The sequence below is a fragment of the Streptomyces sp. NPDC028368 genome (assembly GCF_055565615.1).
In genome coordinates, this window is record NZ_JBVHTY010000019.1 from 14,366 (window position 1) to 30,121 (window position 15,756).

Annotated in this window: 14 protein-coding genes; 10 read left to right on the top strand and 4 right to left on the bottom strand. The window is 73.2% G+C overall.

The annotated features are described in order from the left end of the window. Positions 1-69: 69 nt before the first annotated feature. From rimO to ACZ4S3_RS33475, 5 genes are all read left to right on the top strand, one after another. Positions 70-1,563, top strand: coding sequence for a 30S ribosomal protein S12 methylthiotransferase RimO (rimO, locus tag ACZ4S3_RS33455; protein WP_467941201.1), 1,494 nt, complete (start codon positions 70-72; stop codon positions 1,561-1,563). Beyond that, a complete protein-coding gene (gene pgsA, locus ACZ4S3_RS33460; RefSeq protein ID WP_467941204.1) occupies positions 1,560-2,210 on the top strand; it encodes a CDP-diacylglycerol--glycerol-3-phosphate 3-phosphatidyltransferase in 651 nt (216 codons plus the stop codon). The genes rimO and pgsA overlap by 4 nt, the downstream gene beginning before the upstream one ends. After that, a complete protein-coding gene (locus tag ACZ4S3_RS33465) occupies positions 2,207-2,743 on the top strand; it encodes a CinA family protein (RefSeq protein ID WP_467941207.1) in 537 nt (178 codons plus the stop codon). The genes pgsA and ACZ4S3_RS33465 overlap by 4 nt, the downstream gene beginning before the upstream one ends. Positions 2,744-2,837: 94 nt before the next feature. Beyond that, on the top strand, positions 2,838-3,221 hold the full coding sequence (locus ACZ4S3_RS33470; RefSeq protein WP_046925688.1) for a helix-turn-helix domain-containing protein: 384 nt from the start codon (positions 2,838-2,840) through the stop codon (positions 3,219-3,221). A 191-nt stretch (positions 3,222-3,412) separates the two neighbouring features. Further along, on the top strand, positions 3,413-3,883 hold the full coding sequence (locus ACZ4S3_RS33475) for a Dps family protein (RefSeq protein WP_467941211.1): 471 nt from the start codon (positions 3,413-3,415) through the stop codon (positions 3,881-3,883). 480 nt (positions 3,884-4,363) lie between these two features. Here the strand turns inward: ACZ4S3_RS33475 and ACZ4S3_RS33480 are convergent, their stop codons facing one another. From ACZ4S3_RS33480 to ACZ4S3_RS33490, 3 genes are all read right to left on the bottom strand, one after another. Next, positions 4,364-5,140, bottom strand: a complete 777-nt coding sequence (locus ACZ4S3_RS33480; RefSeq protein WP_467941215.1) for an SDR family NAD(P)-dependent oxidoreductase — start codon at positions 5,138-5,140, stop codon at positions 4,364-4,366. A gap of 123 nt (positions 5,141-5,263) precedes the next feature. Further along, on the bottom strand, positions 5,264-6,052 hold the full coding sequence (locus tag ACZ4S3_RS33485) for an Fpg/Nei family DNA glycosylase (RefSeq protein ID WP_467941219.1): 789 nt from the start codon (positions 6,050-6,052) through the stop codon (positions 5,264-5,266). Between the two features lie 101 nt (positions 6,053-6,153). Further along, positions 6,154-10,935, bottom strand: coding sequence for an Lhr family helicase (locus ACZ4S3_RS33490; RefSeq protein ID WP_467941222.1), 4,782 nt, complete (start codon positions 10,933-10,935; stop codon positions 6,154-6,156). A 117-nt stretch (positions 10,936-11,052) separates the two neighbouring features. On the opposite strand from ACZ4S3_RS33490, the gene ACZ4S3_RS33495 reads away from it, so the two are divergent. The 3 genes from ACZ4S3_RS33495 to ACZ4S3_RS33505 are packed head-to-tail and all read left to right on the top strand — an operon-like array spanning position 11,053 to position 13,083. Continuing rightward, a complete protein-coding gene (locus tag ACZ4S3_RS33495; RefSeq protein WP_467941553.1) occupies positions 11,053-11,991 on the top strand; it encodes an AraC family transcriptional regulator in 939 nt (312 codons plus the stop codon). A gap of 10 nt (positions 11,992-12,001) precedes the next feature. After that, positions 12,002-12,778 carry an AzlC family ABC transporter permease gene (locus ACZ4S3_RS33500; RefSeq protein WP_467941225.1) on the top strand — a complete coding sequence of 259 codons (777 nt, stop codon included), beginning with the start codon at positions 12,002-12,004 and terminating at the stop codon, positions 12,776-12,778. After that, positions 12,775-13,083: an AzlD domain-containing protein gene (locus ACZ4S3_RS33505; protein WP_467941229.1), complete on the top strand. Its 309-nt coding sequence runs from the start codon at positions 12,775-12,777 to the stop codon at positions 13,081-13,083. Before ACZ4S3_RS33500 ends, ACZ4S3_RS33505 begins: the two co-directional genes overlap by 4 nt. A gap of 35 nt (positions 13,084-13,118) precedes the next feature. On the opposite strand, the gene ACZ4S3_RS33510 is transcribed toward ACZ4S3_RS33505, so the two are convergent. Continuing rightward, a complete protein-coding gene (locus ACZ4S3_RS33510) occupies positions 13,119-14,042 on the bottom strand; it encodes a hypothetical protein (RefSeq protein WP_467941233.1) in 924 nt (307 codons plus the stop codon). Positions 14,043-14,120: 78 nt separating this feature from the next. Here ACZ4S3_RS33510 and ACZ4S3_RS33515 point away from each other — a divergent pair, with 78 nt between their 5' ends. After that, the gene (locus ACZ4S3_RS33515; RefSeq protein WP_467941236.1) at positions 14,121-14,315 is read left to right on the top strand and encodes a DUF3046 domain-containing protein; all 195 of its coding nucleotides are present in this window, start codon (positions 14,121-14,123) and stop codon (positions 14,313-14,315) included. A 96-nt stretch (positions 14,316-14,411) separates the two neighbouring features. After that, positions 14,412-15,692 carry an AI-2E family transporter gene (locus tag ACZ4S3_RS33520; protein ID WP_467941239.1) on the top strand — a complete coding sequence of 427 codons (1,281 nt, stop codon included), beginning with the start codon at positions 14,412-14,414 and terminating at the stop codon, positions 15,690-15,692. Positions 15,693-15,756 lie beyond the last annotated feature (64 nt).

Consider the following 15,756-nt stretch of genomic DNA (forward strand, 5'->3'; position numbering starts at 1 on the left):
GGGCGCCCGGGACCGGTGGCACAGACCTGCGCGACATGGCTGTCGGCGGGACGAAGTAGGCTGAGCCCTATGCCCGAACGCCGTACCGTCGCCCTTGTCACTCTTGGCTGCGCCCGTAACGAGGTGGACTCGGAGGAGCTCGCAGGCCGCTTGGCAGCGGACGGCTGGGAGCTCGTCGAGGAAGCCGCCGACGCGGATGTCGCCGTAGTCAACACCTGTGGATTCGTCGAGGCCGCCAAGAAGGACTCCGTCGACGCCCTGCTGGAAGCCAACGATCTCAAGGATCATGGCCGGACCCAGGCCGTCGTCGCCGTCGGCTGCATGGCCGAGCGCTACGGCAAGGAGCTCGCCGAGGCGCTGCCCGAGGCCGACGGAGTGCTCGGCTTCGACGACTACAGCGATATCTCCGACCGCCTCCAGACCATCCTGAGCGGCGGCGTCCACGCCTCGCACACCCCGCGCGACCGCCGCAAGCTGCTGCCGATCAGCCCGGCCGAGCGCCAGGGCGCCGATCAGATCGCGCTGCCCGGCCACGCCCAGGACACTCCCCCCGAGGACCTCCCGGAGGGCGTTGCGCCCGCCTCCGGGCCCCGTGCGCCGCTGCGCCGCAGACTCGGCAGCAACCCGGTGGCCTCGGTGAAACTGGCCTCCGGCTGCGACCGTCGCTGCTCGTTCTGCGCGATCCCCTCCTTCCGCGGCTCGTTCATCTCCCGCAGGCCCTCCGATGTGCTGGGGGAGACCCGCTGGCTGGCCGAGCAGGGCGTCAAGGAGGTCATGCTGGTCTCCGAGAACAACACCTCCTACGGCAAGGACCTGGGCGACATCCGGCTGCTGGAGACGCTGCTGCCGGAGCTGGCGGCGGTCGACGGCATCGAGCGGATCCGGGTCAGCTATCTGCAGCCCGCCGAGATGCGCCCCGGGCTGATCGATGTCCTGACCGGGACGGACAAGGTCGCGCCGTACTTCGATCTGTCCTTCCAGCACTCGGCGCCGGGTGTGCTGCGCGCGATGCGCCGCTTCGGCGACACCGACCGCTTCCTGGGCCTGCTGGAGCAGATCCGTACGAAGGCGCCGCAGGCCGGTGCCCGCTCCAACTTCATCGTCGGGTTCCCGGGCGAGACCGAGAGCGACCTGGCCGAGCTGGAGCGCTTCATCACCGAGGCGCGCCTGGATGCCGTCGGCGTCTTCGGCTACTCCGACGAGGACGGCACGGAAGCCGCCTCGTACGAGAACAAGGTCGACCCCGAGGTGGTCGCCGAGCGGCTGGCGCGGGTGTCCTGGCTGGCCGAGGAGCTGACCTCGCAGCGCGCGGAAGAGCGGGTCGGCGAGACCGTGCGGGTGCTGGTGGACCGGATCGACGAGGAGGACGGTGTCGTCGGGCGGGCCGCGCACCAGGCGCCGGAGACCGACGGCGTCACGCTTCTCTCGAACGGCCGGGACGGCGCGGACCTCGTCCCCGGTCGTATGGTCGAAGCAAAGGTTGTTGCGAGCGAGGGCGTCGATCTCGTGGCGGAGGTGCTGTCGCTGGACGGCACCGCGTGTACCGAGGAGGCGGGCAGATGAGCGGAGTCCCGGCTTCCGCCGCCGGCGGGCCGCGCACGGCGCCGGCCGTCCGGCAGGCCGGGCTGTGGAACATCGCCAACGTCCTGACGATGCTGCGGCTGCTGCTGGTCCCGGCCTTCGTGCTGCTGCTGATGCACGACGGCGGAACGGACCCGGCCTGGCGCGCGTTCGCCTGGGCGGCCTTCGCCGTCGCCATGATCACCGATATCTTCGACGGGCATCTGGCGCGCACGTACAACCTGGTCACCGACTTCGGCAAGATCGCCGACCCGATCGCGGACAAGGCGATCATGGGTGCGGCGTTGATCTGTCTGTCGGTGCTGGGGGATCTGCCCTGGTGGGTGACGGGTCTGATCCTTTTCCGGGAGCTCGGGATCACGGCGATGCGGTTCTGGGTGATCAAGCACGGCGTCATTCCGGCCAGTCGCGGCGGCAAGATCAAGACATTGGCACAGGGCACCGCGGTCGGGATGTACGTCCTGCTGCTGACCGGCCCGCTGGCCACCTTGCGCTGGTGGGTGATGGCGGTGGCCGTCATCCTGACGGTTGCCACCGGAGTCGACTACGTCCGCCAGGCCGTCGTCATGCGCCGGGCCGGGCTTGCCAGGGAACGCGCCGAACGGGCTGAGCGGGAAGCGGCACGGTGACCGGGCCGGGGTCTGCGGCGGCCGGGGCGCTCGATGCGCTCGCCGGGCGCGGGCAGAGCCTGGCAGTGGCCGAATCGCTGACCGGTGGCCTGGTGGCGGGCGCGCTGACCGCCGTCCCCGGGGCCTCGCGGGTGGTGCGGGGATCGGTGACGGCGTATGCGACCGAGCTCAAGCGGGATGTGCTGGGCGTGGACGGCGCGCTGCTGGAGGCGCGCGGGGCCGTCGACGCCGAGGTCGCCCGGCAGATGGCGCGCGGTGTCCGGCGGGTCCTCGGTGCCGACTGGGGCATCGCGACCACCGGCGTCGCCGGGCCCGAGCCGCAGGACGGGCAGCCCGTGGGCACCGTCTTCGTGGCGGTCGAGGGGCCGGACGGCACCGGTGAGGTGCGCCGGCTGGCGCTGGACGGGGACCGTGACCGTATCCGCCAGGACACCGTTCATGCCGTGCTTGCACTGTTGTTGAGCGAACTGACAGAAAAATGTGCGGCACAGGATACGGAACAACACGGGGGGAATGGATGTTTGCAGCCCTGAGTGAACACGAACTCACGCCCGGCACGGCCAGGGCCCAAGGCGGTACGGTGGGGCGAGAAGGATCCGGATCCGAGGTCCGAGGAGGGAGCCAGCGATGATTCTGCTTCGTCGCCTGCTGGGTGACGTGCTGCGCCGACAGCGTCAGCGCCAGGGCCGAACCCTGCGCGAGGTCTCTTCCTCCGCCCGGGTATCGCTCGGCTATTTGTCCGAGGTGGAGCGGGGGCAGAAGGAGGCGTCCTCCGAACTGCTCTCGGCGATCTGTGACGCGCTGGATGTGCGCATGTCAGAGCTCATGCGGGAGGTCAGCGATGAGCTGGCGCTCGCCGAGCTGGCAGCGTCCGCGGCCGCGAGCGACCCGGTACCGGCACCGGTGCGGCCGAAGCTCAATTCGGTGTCCGTCACGTCTCTGGCCGGTGTGCCGGAAGACCGCGTGACGATCAAGTCCCCGGCCGACGTCGTGGATGTCGTCGCGGCCTGACACTCCTGTTCGAACGTACGCAAAGCCCCGGTCGGCAGCAGCCGTCCGGGGCTTTGTGCTGCCTGTGCGGACCTGTCGGGCCGCTCGGCTGGCCCGCTTGACCTGCCCCAAAGCATCCGATCATTTATACGATGGGCGATACGGGGTAAATCTACCCAGATCTGATGTTTCTCTTGAACAGGAGTAGCTGGATGTCTGTGGTCAACAGCCCGCTGTCCGACGGTGACCGTGCCATCGTCGCGAACGCCCTGCAGGGAGCCCTCGTCGACCTGGTGGATCTCTCCCTGATCTCCAAGCAGGTGCACTGGAACGTCGTCGGCCCGCGCTTCCGCTCCATCCACCTCCAGCTCGACGAGGTCGTGGACACTGCGCGTACCCACGCGGACACCGTTGCCGAGCGCGCGTCGGCGATCGGCGTGCCGCCGGACGGGCGGGCCGTGACGGTCGCCAAGACCAGCGGCATCGGCGAGGTGCCGGACGGCTGGATCAAGGACGGCGAGGTGGTGCAGACCTTGGTGACGGGCCTGGCGGCGGTCGTCGAACGGATGCGGGAGCGCATCATCGACACCGCGGAGCCCGACCCGGTGAGCCAGGACATTCTCATCGGGCTGACCGCCGACCTGGAGAAGCATCACTGGATGTTCCAGGCGGAGTCCCAGTGACGTGGCGGACGGCCTGACGGTGACTTCCGTCGACCGGCCGCGCAGCCCGCTGTGCGGCGCCCCGCCCGCGGGCAGGCGCGGCATATGGCGCGGCATATCCCGCTGCGCCCCGCGTGCGCGCCGGTGCGCTCTCCCGCCCGGCTGCGGGCCCGTCTAGCGTCGGCCGAGGGAGGCAAGCCATGGCGTGGCATGACGTTACGGCCCGCGGCCCGGCGGAGCGGCCGGCGGCCCGGCGGCCGGCCGGTCGGCGCCCCCGGGCTGTGCCCGGCCGCCGGATAGCCGGGGCCCTCATCGGGGCCTTGTGGTGGTGTGCCGCGCTCCGGCTGACGCTGTGGCCGCAGGCGGCGGGAACGGTCGAGGGGGCGGTGGTGATGGGGAGCTGGGGGCTCAGCCTGCTGCCGGTGCACTGCGTTCCCTGGGTGGGTCGGGGGAAGGGCGCGCAGGGGCGCGGGATATCGCTTCAGAGGGGCAGGGCGGTGCTCACCAGGGCATGGCGACGCCGCCGTTCGGGCGGAGGATCTGGCCGGTCGTGAAGGATGAGGCGTCCGAGGCCAGGTGGAGTACGGCGTGTGCGATGTCCTCGGGCTCGCCCACCCGCCGCAGAGGAGACATCCGGATCATCGGCCCTTCGGCCTGCTGCTGGGCCTCGGCGCTGTGGCGGTCCGTCATCGCCGTGCGGACCCAGCCGGGGGCGACCGCGTTGACGCGGATCCCGTACCGGCCGACCTCGGTGGCCAGCGTTTTGGTGAGCTGTACGACGGCGGCCTTGGCGACGCCGTAGCAGAGCAGGCCCGCAGCGCCGGTGTCGATGGCGCCGGAAGCCATGGTCACGATGCTGCCCCGGGTGCCGGTGGCGATCATGGCGCGGGCGGCCTCCTGGCAGCCGTGGAGCACGCCCTTGAAGTTGGTGTTCCAGACCTGGTCCAGGTCCGCGTCGGTGGTCTCCAGGACGCTGGATGTGTGCATGATCCCGGCGATATTGGCCATCACGTCGAGGCGGCCGGTGGTGCGGCGGGCCGCTTCGACCACGGCGGCCACCCTCTCGCGCCGGGTGACGTCGAGGTGGTGCGGATGGGCGTCGCCGCCGGAAGCGGCGATGGCCGCGGCCGTCTTCTCGGCGCCCTGGCCGTCGAGATCCGCGCAGTGGACGGTGGCGCCGGCCTCGGCGAGGAGGACGGCGGTGGCGCGGCCGATGCCGCTCGCCGCGCCGGTGACGACCGCGGTGCGGCCCGTGAGGTCGTACGCGGTGAGGGGCATGGGGTGAGGGTAAGGAGAGAGCTGACGGGCCGTCAATTGGCGGGCGGGGCCGGGTTTCCGGGGCCCGGTTTCCGGGACCGGTCGGTGCTACGGGGCGGTCCGGCGCTACGGGCCGATGCGGTGCTACGGGTCGGGCTGGCAGGCCGGGCACCAGTAGGTGACGCGTTCCTCGGCGGCCGGATCCCGGTCGGCGGTGCGTACGGGGGCGCCGCAGCGTGGGCAGGGGCGTCCGGCGCGGCCGTAGACCCACAGCCGGCGGTCGGGGCGGGCGCTGGAGGTGGTGACGCGGACGGGGCGGCGCTTGTTGGCTTCGAGGAGCTTCTTGGCGAGCGCCGGGGCGCGCTCCGGCGCGGGCAGCCGGCCGATGGGGAGCCAGGGGGAGGCGCGCAGCAGGAAGCACAGCTCGGACTTGTAGACATTGCCGATACCGGCCAGATTCCGCTGGTCCAGCAGGGCCTCGCCCAAGGGGCGTTCGGGGTCGGCGAGCAGCCGGTGCAGGGCTTCGGCCGGATCCCAGCCGGGGCCGAGGAGGTCGGGGCCCAGATGGCCGACGACCCGGGACTCGTCGGCGGTGCGCAAGAGGTCGAGGACCGGGAGGCGGTAGCCGACGGCGGTGTGCTCGGCGGTGCCCATGATCGCCCGGATCTGGTGCGCGGGGCCGCCGCGCCAGCGCTCGTCCGGGGCGTAGATCTTCCAGGCGCCGTCCATCCGCAGATGGGAGTGCAGGGTCAGGCCGCCCTCGATACGGGTGAGGAGATGCTTGCCGCGCGGGACCGCCTCCAGCACCGTGCGGCCGGTCAGATCCACCGTCGCGAGCCGGGGAACGCGCAGGTCGCAGCGGGTCAGCGGGCTGCCGGCCAGCGCTTGGTGCAGACGCTGGGCCAGACGCCAGATGGTGTCGCCTTCGGGCATGGGGCCATCATGCCGGCGGCGGTGGCCGCGCGGCTGTCCGGTGTGTGGAGCCGGGAGCCGCGGGCGGCGCGGGGCCACCTCGGGGCGGTGCCGTCACGCCGTCACCCCCGGAGCCGGAACCCGCGCGGGGTCGGATGGAAGCCGGCGGATTCGAGGACGGGGGCATAGGGGGAGGTGAGGGCCGAGGTGCCGTTGATGCGTTCGGTGGTGATGGTGCCGAGGGCGCCGGCGCGGGCGGCCTCGCACAGCGCGGCCACGGCGGGCTGGACGCGGGCGTCGGTGCCGTGCTCGGCCGCATCCTGGCCACGCGGCCAGATCAGCAGGGTCTTGCCGCCGCGCTCCATGTAGAGCGCCGGCTCGCCGTCGACGAGGACGACCAGCGAGCCCGCCTTGCGGCCCGGTTTGTGCGTCGAGCCCTCGGGCGGATCGGGCCAGGGCAGGGCGGCGCCATAGGCGTTGGCCGGATCGGCGGCGGCCAGGACGACGGCGCGCTGCGGGCCGCCGGAGCCGGACCCCGTACGGCTCCCGCCCGGCAGCGCATCATCGCCCGCACGTTCCCGCTGCGTGCTGACCGCGCGCAGCCGGTCGACCGCGCCGTCCATCGCGAACTGGGCCGCGCCGAGCCCCTCGACGACATAGCCGCGGCGGGCCTGCCCGGACTCCTCGAACGCGGCCAGCACGCGGTACGCGGCGGAGAATCCGCCCTCGACCCCCTCGGCGGCGACCGCGCCGCGGGTGACGATGCCGTGCCGGTCCAGGAGCGTACGGGCCAGGGCGTGGGCGCGGTGGGTGGTGTCCGGTTCCAGGGCGGGGAGCAGGGACCAGCGGCCGCCGACCGTCGGCGGGCCGTTGCGGGATGCGGTGGGGCGGCCCGTACGGCCGGTGGCGGCGGTCAGCGAGCCATACCTTCCCCGCGGTATCGACCGCCGGGCCCGGTGGGCGGTGGACCCGGCCGTGCGGCCCGAGCCGAGCAGGGCGCGCAGCGGGGCGAGGGTGTCGTTGGTGAGCCGCCCGGACCAGGCCAGGTCCCAGACGGCATCGGCGAGTTGGGGGTCGGAGGCGTCGGGGTGGGTGGTGGCCCGGACCTGGTCGGCGATCTGGCGGAAGAACAGGCCGTAACCGGGGGCGAGGGCGGCGAGAACGGATTCGTGCAGGGCGGTCAGCTCGAGGGGAAGCGGGGGCTGGAGCAGAAGGGGCGCGGTGTCGGCGAGATGGAGCGAGAGCCAGCCGTCCTTGCCCGGCAGCGCGCCGGCGCCGGCCCACACCACCTCGCCGGTGGCGGTGAGCTCGTCCAGGAGCGCGGGGGCGTAATCGCCGACGCGGGACGGCAGCACCAGCTTTTCCAGGGCGGACGCGGGGACCGGGGCGCCCTGGAGCTGCTCGATGGCGCGGACCAGGCCGTCGATGCCGCGCAGGCCGGGCGACGACCCGGCGCGCGGGCCCGCCGCCGGGGCCGGGGAGCCGACATGCTGCCACTGGGGGAGGAAGGCGGCCAGGGCGGCGGGTGGCACCGGCTCCAACTCCTCGCGCAGCGCGGCGAGCGAGCGGCGGCGCAGCCTGCGCAGCACCTGCGCGTCGCACCATTCCTGGCCGATGCCGGCCGGATGGAACTCGCCCTGGACGACGCGGCCGGCGGCGGCCAGGCGGTGCAGGGCGCCATCGGTGACGGCCGTACCGAGGCCGAAGCGGGCGGCGGCCTGCTCGGAGGTGAACGGGCCGTGCGTGCGGGCGTATCGGGAGAGCAGGTCGCCCAGCGGGTCCTTGACGGGCTCGGTGAACGATTCCGGGACGCCGACCGGCAGGGCCGTGCCCAGCGCGTCCCTCAACCGCCCGGCGTCCTCGATGGCCGCCCAGTGGTCGGCGCCGGCGATCCGCACCGTGATGGCGCGGCGGGCGGCGGCCAGCTCCCGCGGCCAGGCCGGATCGGCGCCGCGCTCGGCCAGCTCGGCGTCGGTCAGCGGCCCCAGCATCCGCAGCACATCGGCCACGCCCTCGGTGTCCTTGACCCGGCGGTCGTCCGTACGCCACTGCAGCTCGCGCTCCAGCTCGGCCAGCACCTCGGCGTCCAGTAGCTCGCGCAGCTCGGCCTGGCCCAGCAGCTCGGCCAGCAGCCGGGAATCCAGGGAGAGGGCGGCGGCGCGGCGCTCGGCGAGCGGGGAGTCGCCCTCGTACAGGAACTGTGCGACGTAGCCGAACAGCAGTGAGCGGGCGAACGGGGACGGCTCGGGGGTGGTGACCTCCACCAGGCGGACCCGGCGGGCCTCGATGTCGCCCATCAGCTCCGTCAGGCCCGGTACGTCGAAGACGTCCTGGAGGCATTCGCGGACCGCCTCGAGCACGATGGGGAAGGAGCCGTACTCGCTCGCCACCTGGAGGAGTTGGGCGGCGCGCTGGCGCTGCTGCCACAGCGGAGTGCGCTTGCCGGGGCTGCGCCGGGGCAGCAGCAGCGCGCGGGCGGCACATTCGCGGAACCGGGAGGCGAACAGGGCGGAGCCGCCGACCTGGTCGGTGACGAGCTGATCGACGTCGCCGTGGTCGAAGACGACATCGGCGGCCCCGACGGGCGACTGCTCCGGGTCGTACTCCGCGCCCCGGGCGCCCGGACCCGGGCCGGCGGCCGCCTCGAGGGCGTCGCCGTCGAGGAGGTCGAGGCCCATCAGGTCCGCGTCCGGCAGCCGCAGCACGATGCCGTCATCGGCGTGCATCACCTGGGCGTCCATGCCGTAGCGCTCGGCGAGGCGGGCGCCGAGGGCCAGCGCCCAGGGGGCGTGGACCTGCGCGCCGAAGGGGGAGTGGACGACCACCCGCCAGTCGCCGAGCTCGTCGCGGAACCGCTCGACGACGATCGTGCGGTCGTCCGGGACATGCCCGCAGGCTTGCTTCTGCTCGGCGAGATAGCCCAGGACGTTGTCGGCCGCCCAGTCGTCGAGACCGGCGGCGGCGAGGCGGGCACGGGCGTCCTGAGGGGCGAGCGAGGCGATCTCGCGCAGGAACGCACCCAGGGCCCGGCCCAGCTCCAGCGGGCGGCCCAGCTGGTCGCCCTTCCAGAAGGGCAGCCGGCCCGGCACCCCGGGGGCGGGGGTGACCAGCACCCGGTCGCGGGTGATGTCCTCGATGCGCCAGGACGTCGTGCCGAGCGTGAAGACATCGCCGACCCGGGACTCGTAGACCATCTCCTCGTCCAACTCGCCCACCCGTCGCCCGCCGCCTCCCTTCCCGGAGTCGCCGCCCGCCAGGAAGACGCCGAACAGGCCGCGGTCGGGGATCGTGCCACCGGAGGTGACGGCCAGCCGCTGCGCCCCGGGGCGGCCCGTCACCGTCCCCGCGACGCGGTCCCATACGATGCGCGGCCGCAGCTCCGCGAAGGCGTCGGAGGGATAGCGGCCGGCGAGCATGTCCAGCACGCCGGTGAACGCCGACTCGGGCAGCGCGGCGAACGGCGCCGCCCGCCGGATGACGGCCAGCAGCTCCTCGACGTCCCAGGTGTCCATCGCCGTCATCGCGACGATCTGCTGGGCCAGCACATCCAGGGGGTTGGCGGGCACCCGCAGCGCCTCGATGGCGCCCGAACGCATCCGCTCGGTGACCACGGCGGCCTGCACCAGATCGCCGCGGTACTTGGGGAAGACGATGCCCCGGGACACCGCGCCGACCTGGTGGCCGGCCCGGCCCACCCGCTGCAGCCCGGAGGCGACCGACGGCGGCGACTCGACCTGGACGACCAGATCGACCGCGCCCATGTCGATGCCCAGCTCCAGGCTGGAGGTGGCGACCACGGCGGGCAGCCGGCCCGCCTTCAAGTCCTCCTCCACCTGGGCGCGTTGCTCCTTGGAGACCGAACCGTGGTGGGCGCGGGCCAGCAGCGGCGGGGCGCCCTTGGCGGCCCCGGACTCGGCCATCAGCTCGGCGGGGGAGTGGTGCTCGGGCAGCGGCTCACCGTTGGCCCGCTCGTAGGCGATCTCGTTGAGACGGTTGCACAGCCGCTCCGCCAGCCGGCGGGAGTTGGCGAAGACGATCGTGGAGCGGTGCGCCTGGACGAGGTCGGCGATCTTCTCCTCGACCTGCGGCCAGATGGACGGCTTCTCGCCCGTATCGCCCTCCTTGACGGGGGATCCGCCCAGCTCGCCCATGTCCTCCACGGGGACGACCACCGAGAGGTCGAACCGCTTGCCCGACGGCGGCTGGACGATCTCCACCCGCCGCTGCGGCGACAGATAGCGGGCGACCTCCTCCACCGGGCGCACCGTCGCCGACAGGCCGATCCGGCGGGCCGGACGGCCGCCGCCCGGCCCGTCGGCGCCGCGCAGCTCGTCCAGCCGCTCCAGAGAGAGCGCCAGATGCGCGCCCCGCTTCGTCCCGGCGACGGCGTGCACCTCGTCCAGGATGACCGTCTCCACGCCCGCCAGCGCCTCCCGGGCCGAGGACGTCAGCATCAGGAACAGCGACTCGGGGGTGGTGATGAGGATGTCCGGCGGGCGGTTGGCGATCGACCGGCGCTCGGCGGGCGGGGTGTCACCGGAGCGGATGCCCACCGTGATGTCCGGCTCGGGCAGCCCGAGCCGCACCGACTCCTGGCGGATGCCCGTCAGCGGGCTGCGCAGATTGCGCTCCACATCGACGGCCAGGGCCTTCAGCGGGGAGACGTACAGCACCCGGCAGCGCTTCTTCGGCTCGGCGGGCGGGGGCGCGGACGCCAGCGCGTCCAGCGAGGCCAGGAACGCGGCGAGGGTCTTGCCGGAGCCCGTCGGCGCCACCACCAGGACGTCCGAGCCCGCACCGATGGCCCGCCACGCGCCCTCCTGCGCGGCGGTGGGCGCGCTGAAGGCCCCGGCGAACCAGCCGCGGGTCGCGGGGGAGAACGAATCGAGCGCTGACTTGGCCATGTCCTCCATCGTGCACCGGACCACTGACAACGCGGCCCCGCAGCGGCCGCAGCCGCCCGTCCAGGGTGCGGACACACCGTCCGGCGGCCGCCCGACGGGCGCAGAATTGACAGCGTGATCACGGGAAGCGGGGACGGCACGGACGGTCCGGCCGCCGGCGGCGCGACCGGCCCGGACATCGCGCCGCGGGCCCGCGGAGAATGGGCCCGCCACTGGCGCTACGCCGAGCTGCCCGGCCTCGACCTGCTGCGCGCCCGTTACGTCCGGCACTCCTTCCCCCGTCATGCCCACGACGGGTACGTCGTCTGCGCGGTCACCGACGGCATCGAGGAGGTCGGCCTCTCGCAGGGCCTCGTCCGCGCCGGACTCGGCGGGGTCGTCATGATCAACCCGGAGGTCGCGCATACCGCGCGGGCCGGTGCACCCGAGGGATGGGCCTACGCCACGCTCTACCCGTCGGCCGGACTCGTCGCAGAAATAGCCGGGGAGACCACGGCCTTGCGCGGCACCGCGGGCTTCGCCGAGACCGTCACCGAGGACCCGTACCTCGGCCGCATGATCACCGAGGTCCACCGCGCCGCCGAGGCCGGTAACGCCCTCGCTGCCGACACTCTGCTGCGGATGGCCGTGGCCCGGCTCCTGCGGCGCTACGGCGGGCCGCTCCCGGCCCGGACACCCCGTACGGCGGGCGCCCGCACCGCCGCCCGCGCCAGGGCCCTCCTGGACGAGCGGATGGCCGACCCGCCCTCCCTGGAGAAGCTCGCCCAGGAACTGGGGACAAGTCCGTTCGCGCTGCTGCGGGCCTTCAAGGACGCGTACGGGATGCCGCCGCACACCTGGCTCACCGACGCCCGGATACGCCGCGCCCGCCGCCTCCTGGAAGGCGGCAGCGCGCCCGCGGAGACCGCCGTCGCCGTCGGGTTCACCGACCAGCCGCATCTGAACCGGCACTTCACCCGCATCGTCGGGGTGCCGCCGGGCGCGTACCGCCGCGAGCGCGCGGCCCGGGTGGGCGGCGCAATAACGTACAAGACCACCGGGGACGCCGCCTCCTAACGTCGGGGGTGTGCCAGAACAGACACAGATACCCATCACGGAGCGGGCCGTGCCCGACGGGCCGGCGGAAGCCGCGAAACCCGACTCCGCCGTCATCCGGGACGCGCTGGGCGTCGGCATCGCCGTCGGCCTCTCCGGCTTCGCCTTCGGCGTGACCTCGGCCGGCGCCGGGCTCGGCGTCCTGCAGACCTGCGCGCTCAGCCTCCTGGTGTTCACCGGGGCCTCGCAGTTCGCCCTCGTGGGCGCGCTCGCGGCGGGCGGCAACCCGCTCACCGCGGCCGCCGGAGCGTTCTTCCTGAGTACCCGCAACGCCTTCTACGGGCTGCGGCTGTCCGCCCTCCTGGGCTACCGGGCCTCCGTCAAGCCGCTCGCCGCCCACTGGATCATCGACGAGACCACCGCCGTCACCGTGGCCCAGCCCGACCGGCGCAGCGCCCGCCTCGGCTTCACCGTCACCGGGCTGAGCCTGTACGTCCTGTGGAACCTCACCACCCTCGGCGGCGCCCTGGGGGCCGAGGTGCTCGGCGACACCGAGACCTGGGGCCTGGACGCGGCCGGTCCCGCGGTCTTCCTCGCGCTGCTGGCCCCGATGCTCAAGACCACCGTCGAACGGGTCGCCGCGGGCCTCGCGGTGGTGCTGGTTCTGGTGACGCTGCCGGTGCTGCCCGCCGGCATACCGGTGCTGCTGTCGGCGCTCGCCGCCCCCGCCGTCCTGTTCGTCCAGGGGCGGCGCGAGCGCGCCACCGGGACCGCACCCCACGCCGACCCCCAGGAGGACCGGTCATGACCGTCTGGATCGCGATCGGCGTCACCGCCGTCGGCTGCTACCTGGTCAAGTACCTCGGCCTGCTGGCTCCCGCCGGCATCCTCGAGCGCCCGCTCGTCAAACGGCTGGCCGCGCTGCTCCCGGTGGCCCTGCTCGCCGCGCTCACCGCCCAGCAGACCTTCAGCGACGGCCGGCACCTGATCCTGGACGCCAAGGCCGCGGGCGTGGCCGTCGCGGCCGTCGCGCTCGTCCTGCGGGCACCGTTCCTGCTGGTCGTCGGAGTCGCGGTGGCCGTCGCCGCCGGGGTGCGGGCCCTGGGCGGGTGACCGTCCCGGGCAGGCCCGGCGCGGGCGCGCCCGGTTCAGCCGATGGCGCGCCCGTATGCCCGCAGGGTCAGCAGCGCCTCCAGCGTCACCATCGGCCGGCATTCCAGGGCCGTCCCCGGCGCCCACACCCGCCAGTTGACCGGCCAGCCGCCGTCCTCCCCCTGGAGCGAGGCGAGGTGGTCCAGCGCCCGGTCCATCTCCGCGTCGCTGAACCACTGGCGGGCCAGTGAGTCGGGCGCCGCCGCGAAGTCGTATGCCAGGTGGTGCTCCCCGGGGGCGTACCCCGGCGCCACCGGGACCTCCGCCGCCCGCCGGGGATCCAGCAGCACCAGCCCCTGATCCCGTACGAGCTTGCCCAGCCGCTGCGCCGCCGCGGCCGCCCGGGGACGGTCCGGGGCGCCGTCCAGGAAGGCCAGCGCCGCCTCGACCTCGTACGGATGGGTCTCCTCCAGGGACTCCACCGCCGCCCAGCAGTAGTCCGTGGCCCGGAACAGCCAGGCGTGCCACACCTCGTTGCGGTGCAGCACGCCCACCACCGGGCCGGTGGACAGCAGGGCGCTCGGCGGATCGTCGACCACCGGGATCCAGGGCGCCGCCGGATAGCCGCGCAGCGACGGGTGCAGCGCGGGCAGCGCGCCCTCCGGGGTCGAGATCCGCGTCAGATAGCGGCAGATCCGCTCCACCTGGCGGCCGTCGCAGCGCCCGATGCGGTGCAGGACCTTCAGGGCGTGCGCGGTGTGCAGCGGCTGGCTGACCGGGCCCCGCAGATCGGGCTCCAGCGCGTGCCCGTAGCCGTCGTCGTCATTGCGGTACGCGGCGAGCGCGGTCTGCACCGGGTCGGCCCCGCCGCCGAGGAAGTGGTACTCGAAGAGCCGCTGCTCCAGCACCCGGGCGGTCAGCCAGATGAAGCGCTCGGCGCGCGCCAGAGGGGTCGATGGTGGGCTCACGTTTTCGGCCATGCCACGACCGTAGGGCCGAAAACGCTTGGCGGCACCGGCTCGTGCCCGGGTGCCCTCCCAGGGCGGGATACTGAAGGCATGCGGTTGACGGTCTTCTGGCAGCGGATGGCAGATCATTTCGGGGTGGCATACGCCGACTCCTTCGCGCGCGATCATGTGATGTCCGGCCTCGGCGGCCGGACCGTCCATGGGGCGCTGGACGCGGGGTGGAGCGCCAAAGAGGTGTGGCGGGTGGTCTGCACGACGATGGACGTCCCGTACGACAAGCAGTGAGCCCCGCAGCGGTGCCCGGGGCCCGGCCGCCGGTCACGGCCTGGGGATTTCCGGGGCGCGGCCGGGAATGTCGGCGCCGTACGCGACACTGGCTGAGTGCCCGCGACAGATGAGATCACCAGCAACGACGCCCCACGACCCGACGACCGGCCCGATGCGCGGATGCCGCGCTGGCTGCCGCGCGCCATGGTGCTGGCGCTCGCCCTGGTGGCCTGCTTCCAGCTCGCCACCTGGGGATTCCACCAGCTGATCACGCTGCTGCTGAACATTCTGATCGCGTTCTTCCTCGCGCTGGCCGTCGAGCCGGCCGTCGACTGGATGGCGGCTCGCGGGGTGCGCCGCGGAGTGGCCACCGGAGCGGTCTTCCTCGGCATTCTCGTCGCCGCGGCTGGGTTCTTCGCGCTGCTCGGCTCGATGCTCGCCGGCCAGATCGCCAAGATGGTGGAGGAGTTCCCGCAGTATCTGGACTCCGTCATCAGCTGGTCGAACAGCACCTTCCACACCCACCTCTCGCGGGTCGAGGTGCAGAACAACCTGCTCCGGTCCGACTGGCTGCAGAAGTACGTCCAGGACAGCGCCAACAACGTCCTCGCCGTCTCCGCCACGGTGCTGGGCAGCCTGTTCAATCTCCTGTCCGTGGCGCTGTTCTCCTTCTACTTCGCCGCCGACGGCCCCCGGCTGCGCCGTGCACTGTGCTCCGTCCTGCCGCCGCGGCGCCAGACGGAGGTGCTGCGGGCCTGGGAGATCGCGGTCGCCAAGACCGGCGGCTATCTCTATTCGCGCGGACTGATGGCGCTGATCTCCGGTATCGCGCACTACGTCCTGCTGGAGATCCTGGGCGTGCCCTACGCCCCGGCGCTGGGCATGTGGGTCGGTCTGGTCTCGCAGTTCATACCGACCATCGGCACCTACCTGGCGGGCGCCCTGCCCATCCTGATCGCGTTCACGGTCGACCCCTGGTACGCGGTGTGGGTGTTCGGCTTCGTCGTGGTCTACCAGCAGTTCGAGAACTACCTCCTCCAGCCCCGGATCACGGCCAAGACGGTGGACATCCACCCGGCCGTCGCCTTCGGCTCGGTCGTCGCGGGCACGGCCCTGATGGGCGCGGTCGGCGCTCTGATCGCCATTCCGGCGACCGCGACGCTGCAGGCGTTCCTCGGCGCGTACGTCAAGCGCTACGAGGTCACCGACGACCTCCGCGTCCACGGCAGGGGCCGCCGAACACGCGGCGCCAGGGCCCTCGCCCGCATCCGCCGCACGCTCCACGACGACCAGCCGTCGGCCCCGCTCAAGGACCGTGAGGCGGACGTGGAGGGCCAGGACGGCCCGGGCGGGCAGGACCCGGCCGGCGAGCGGGGCGTGGCGGCCGAGGGCTGAGCCGTGACGGAACGGGTGCTGAGTGGCACGCTTGACACCAAAATCGAACATCCATTCTTATGGG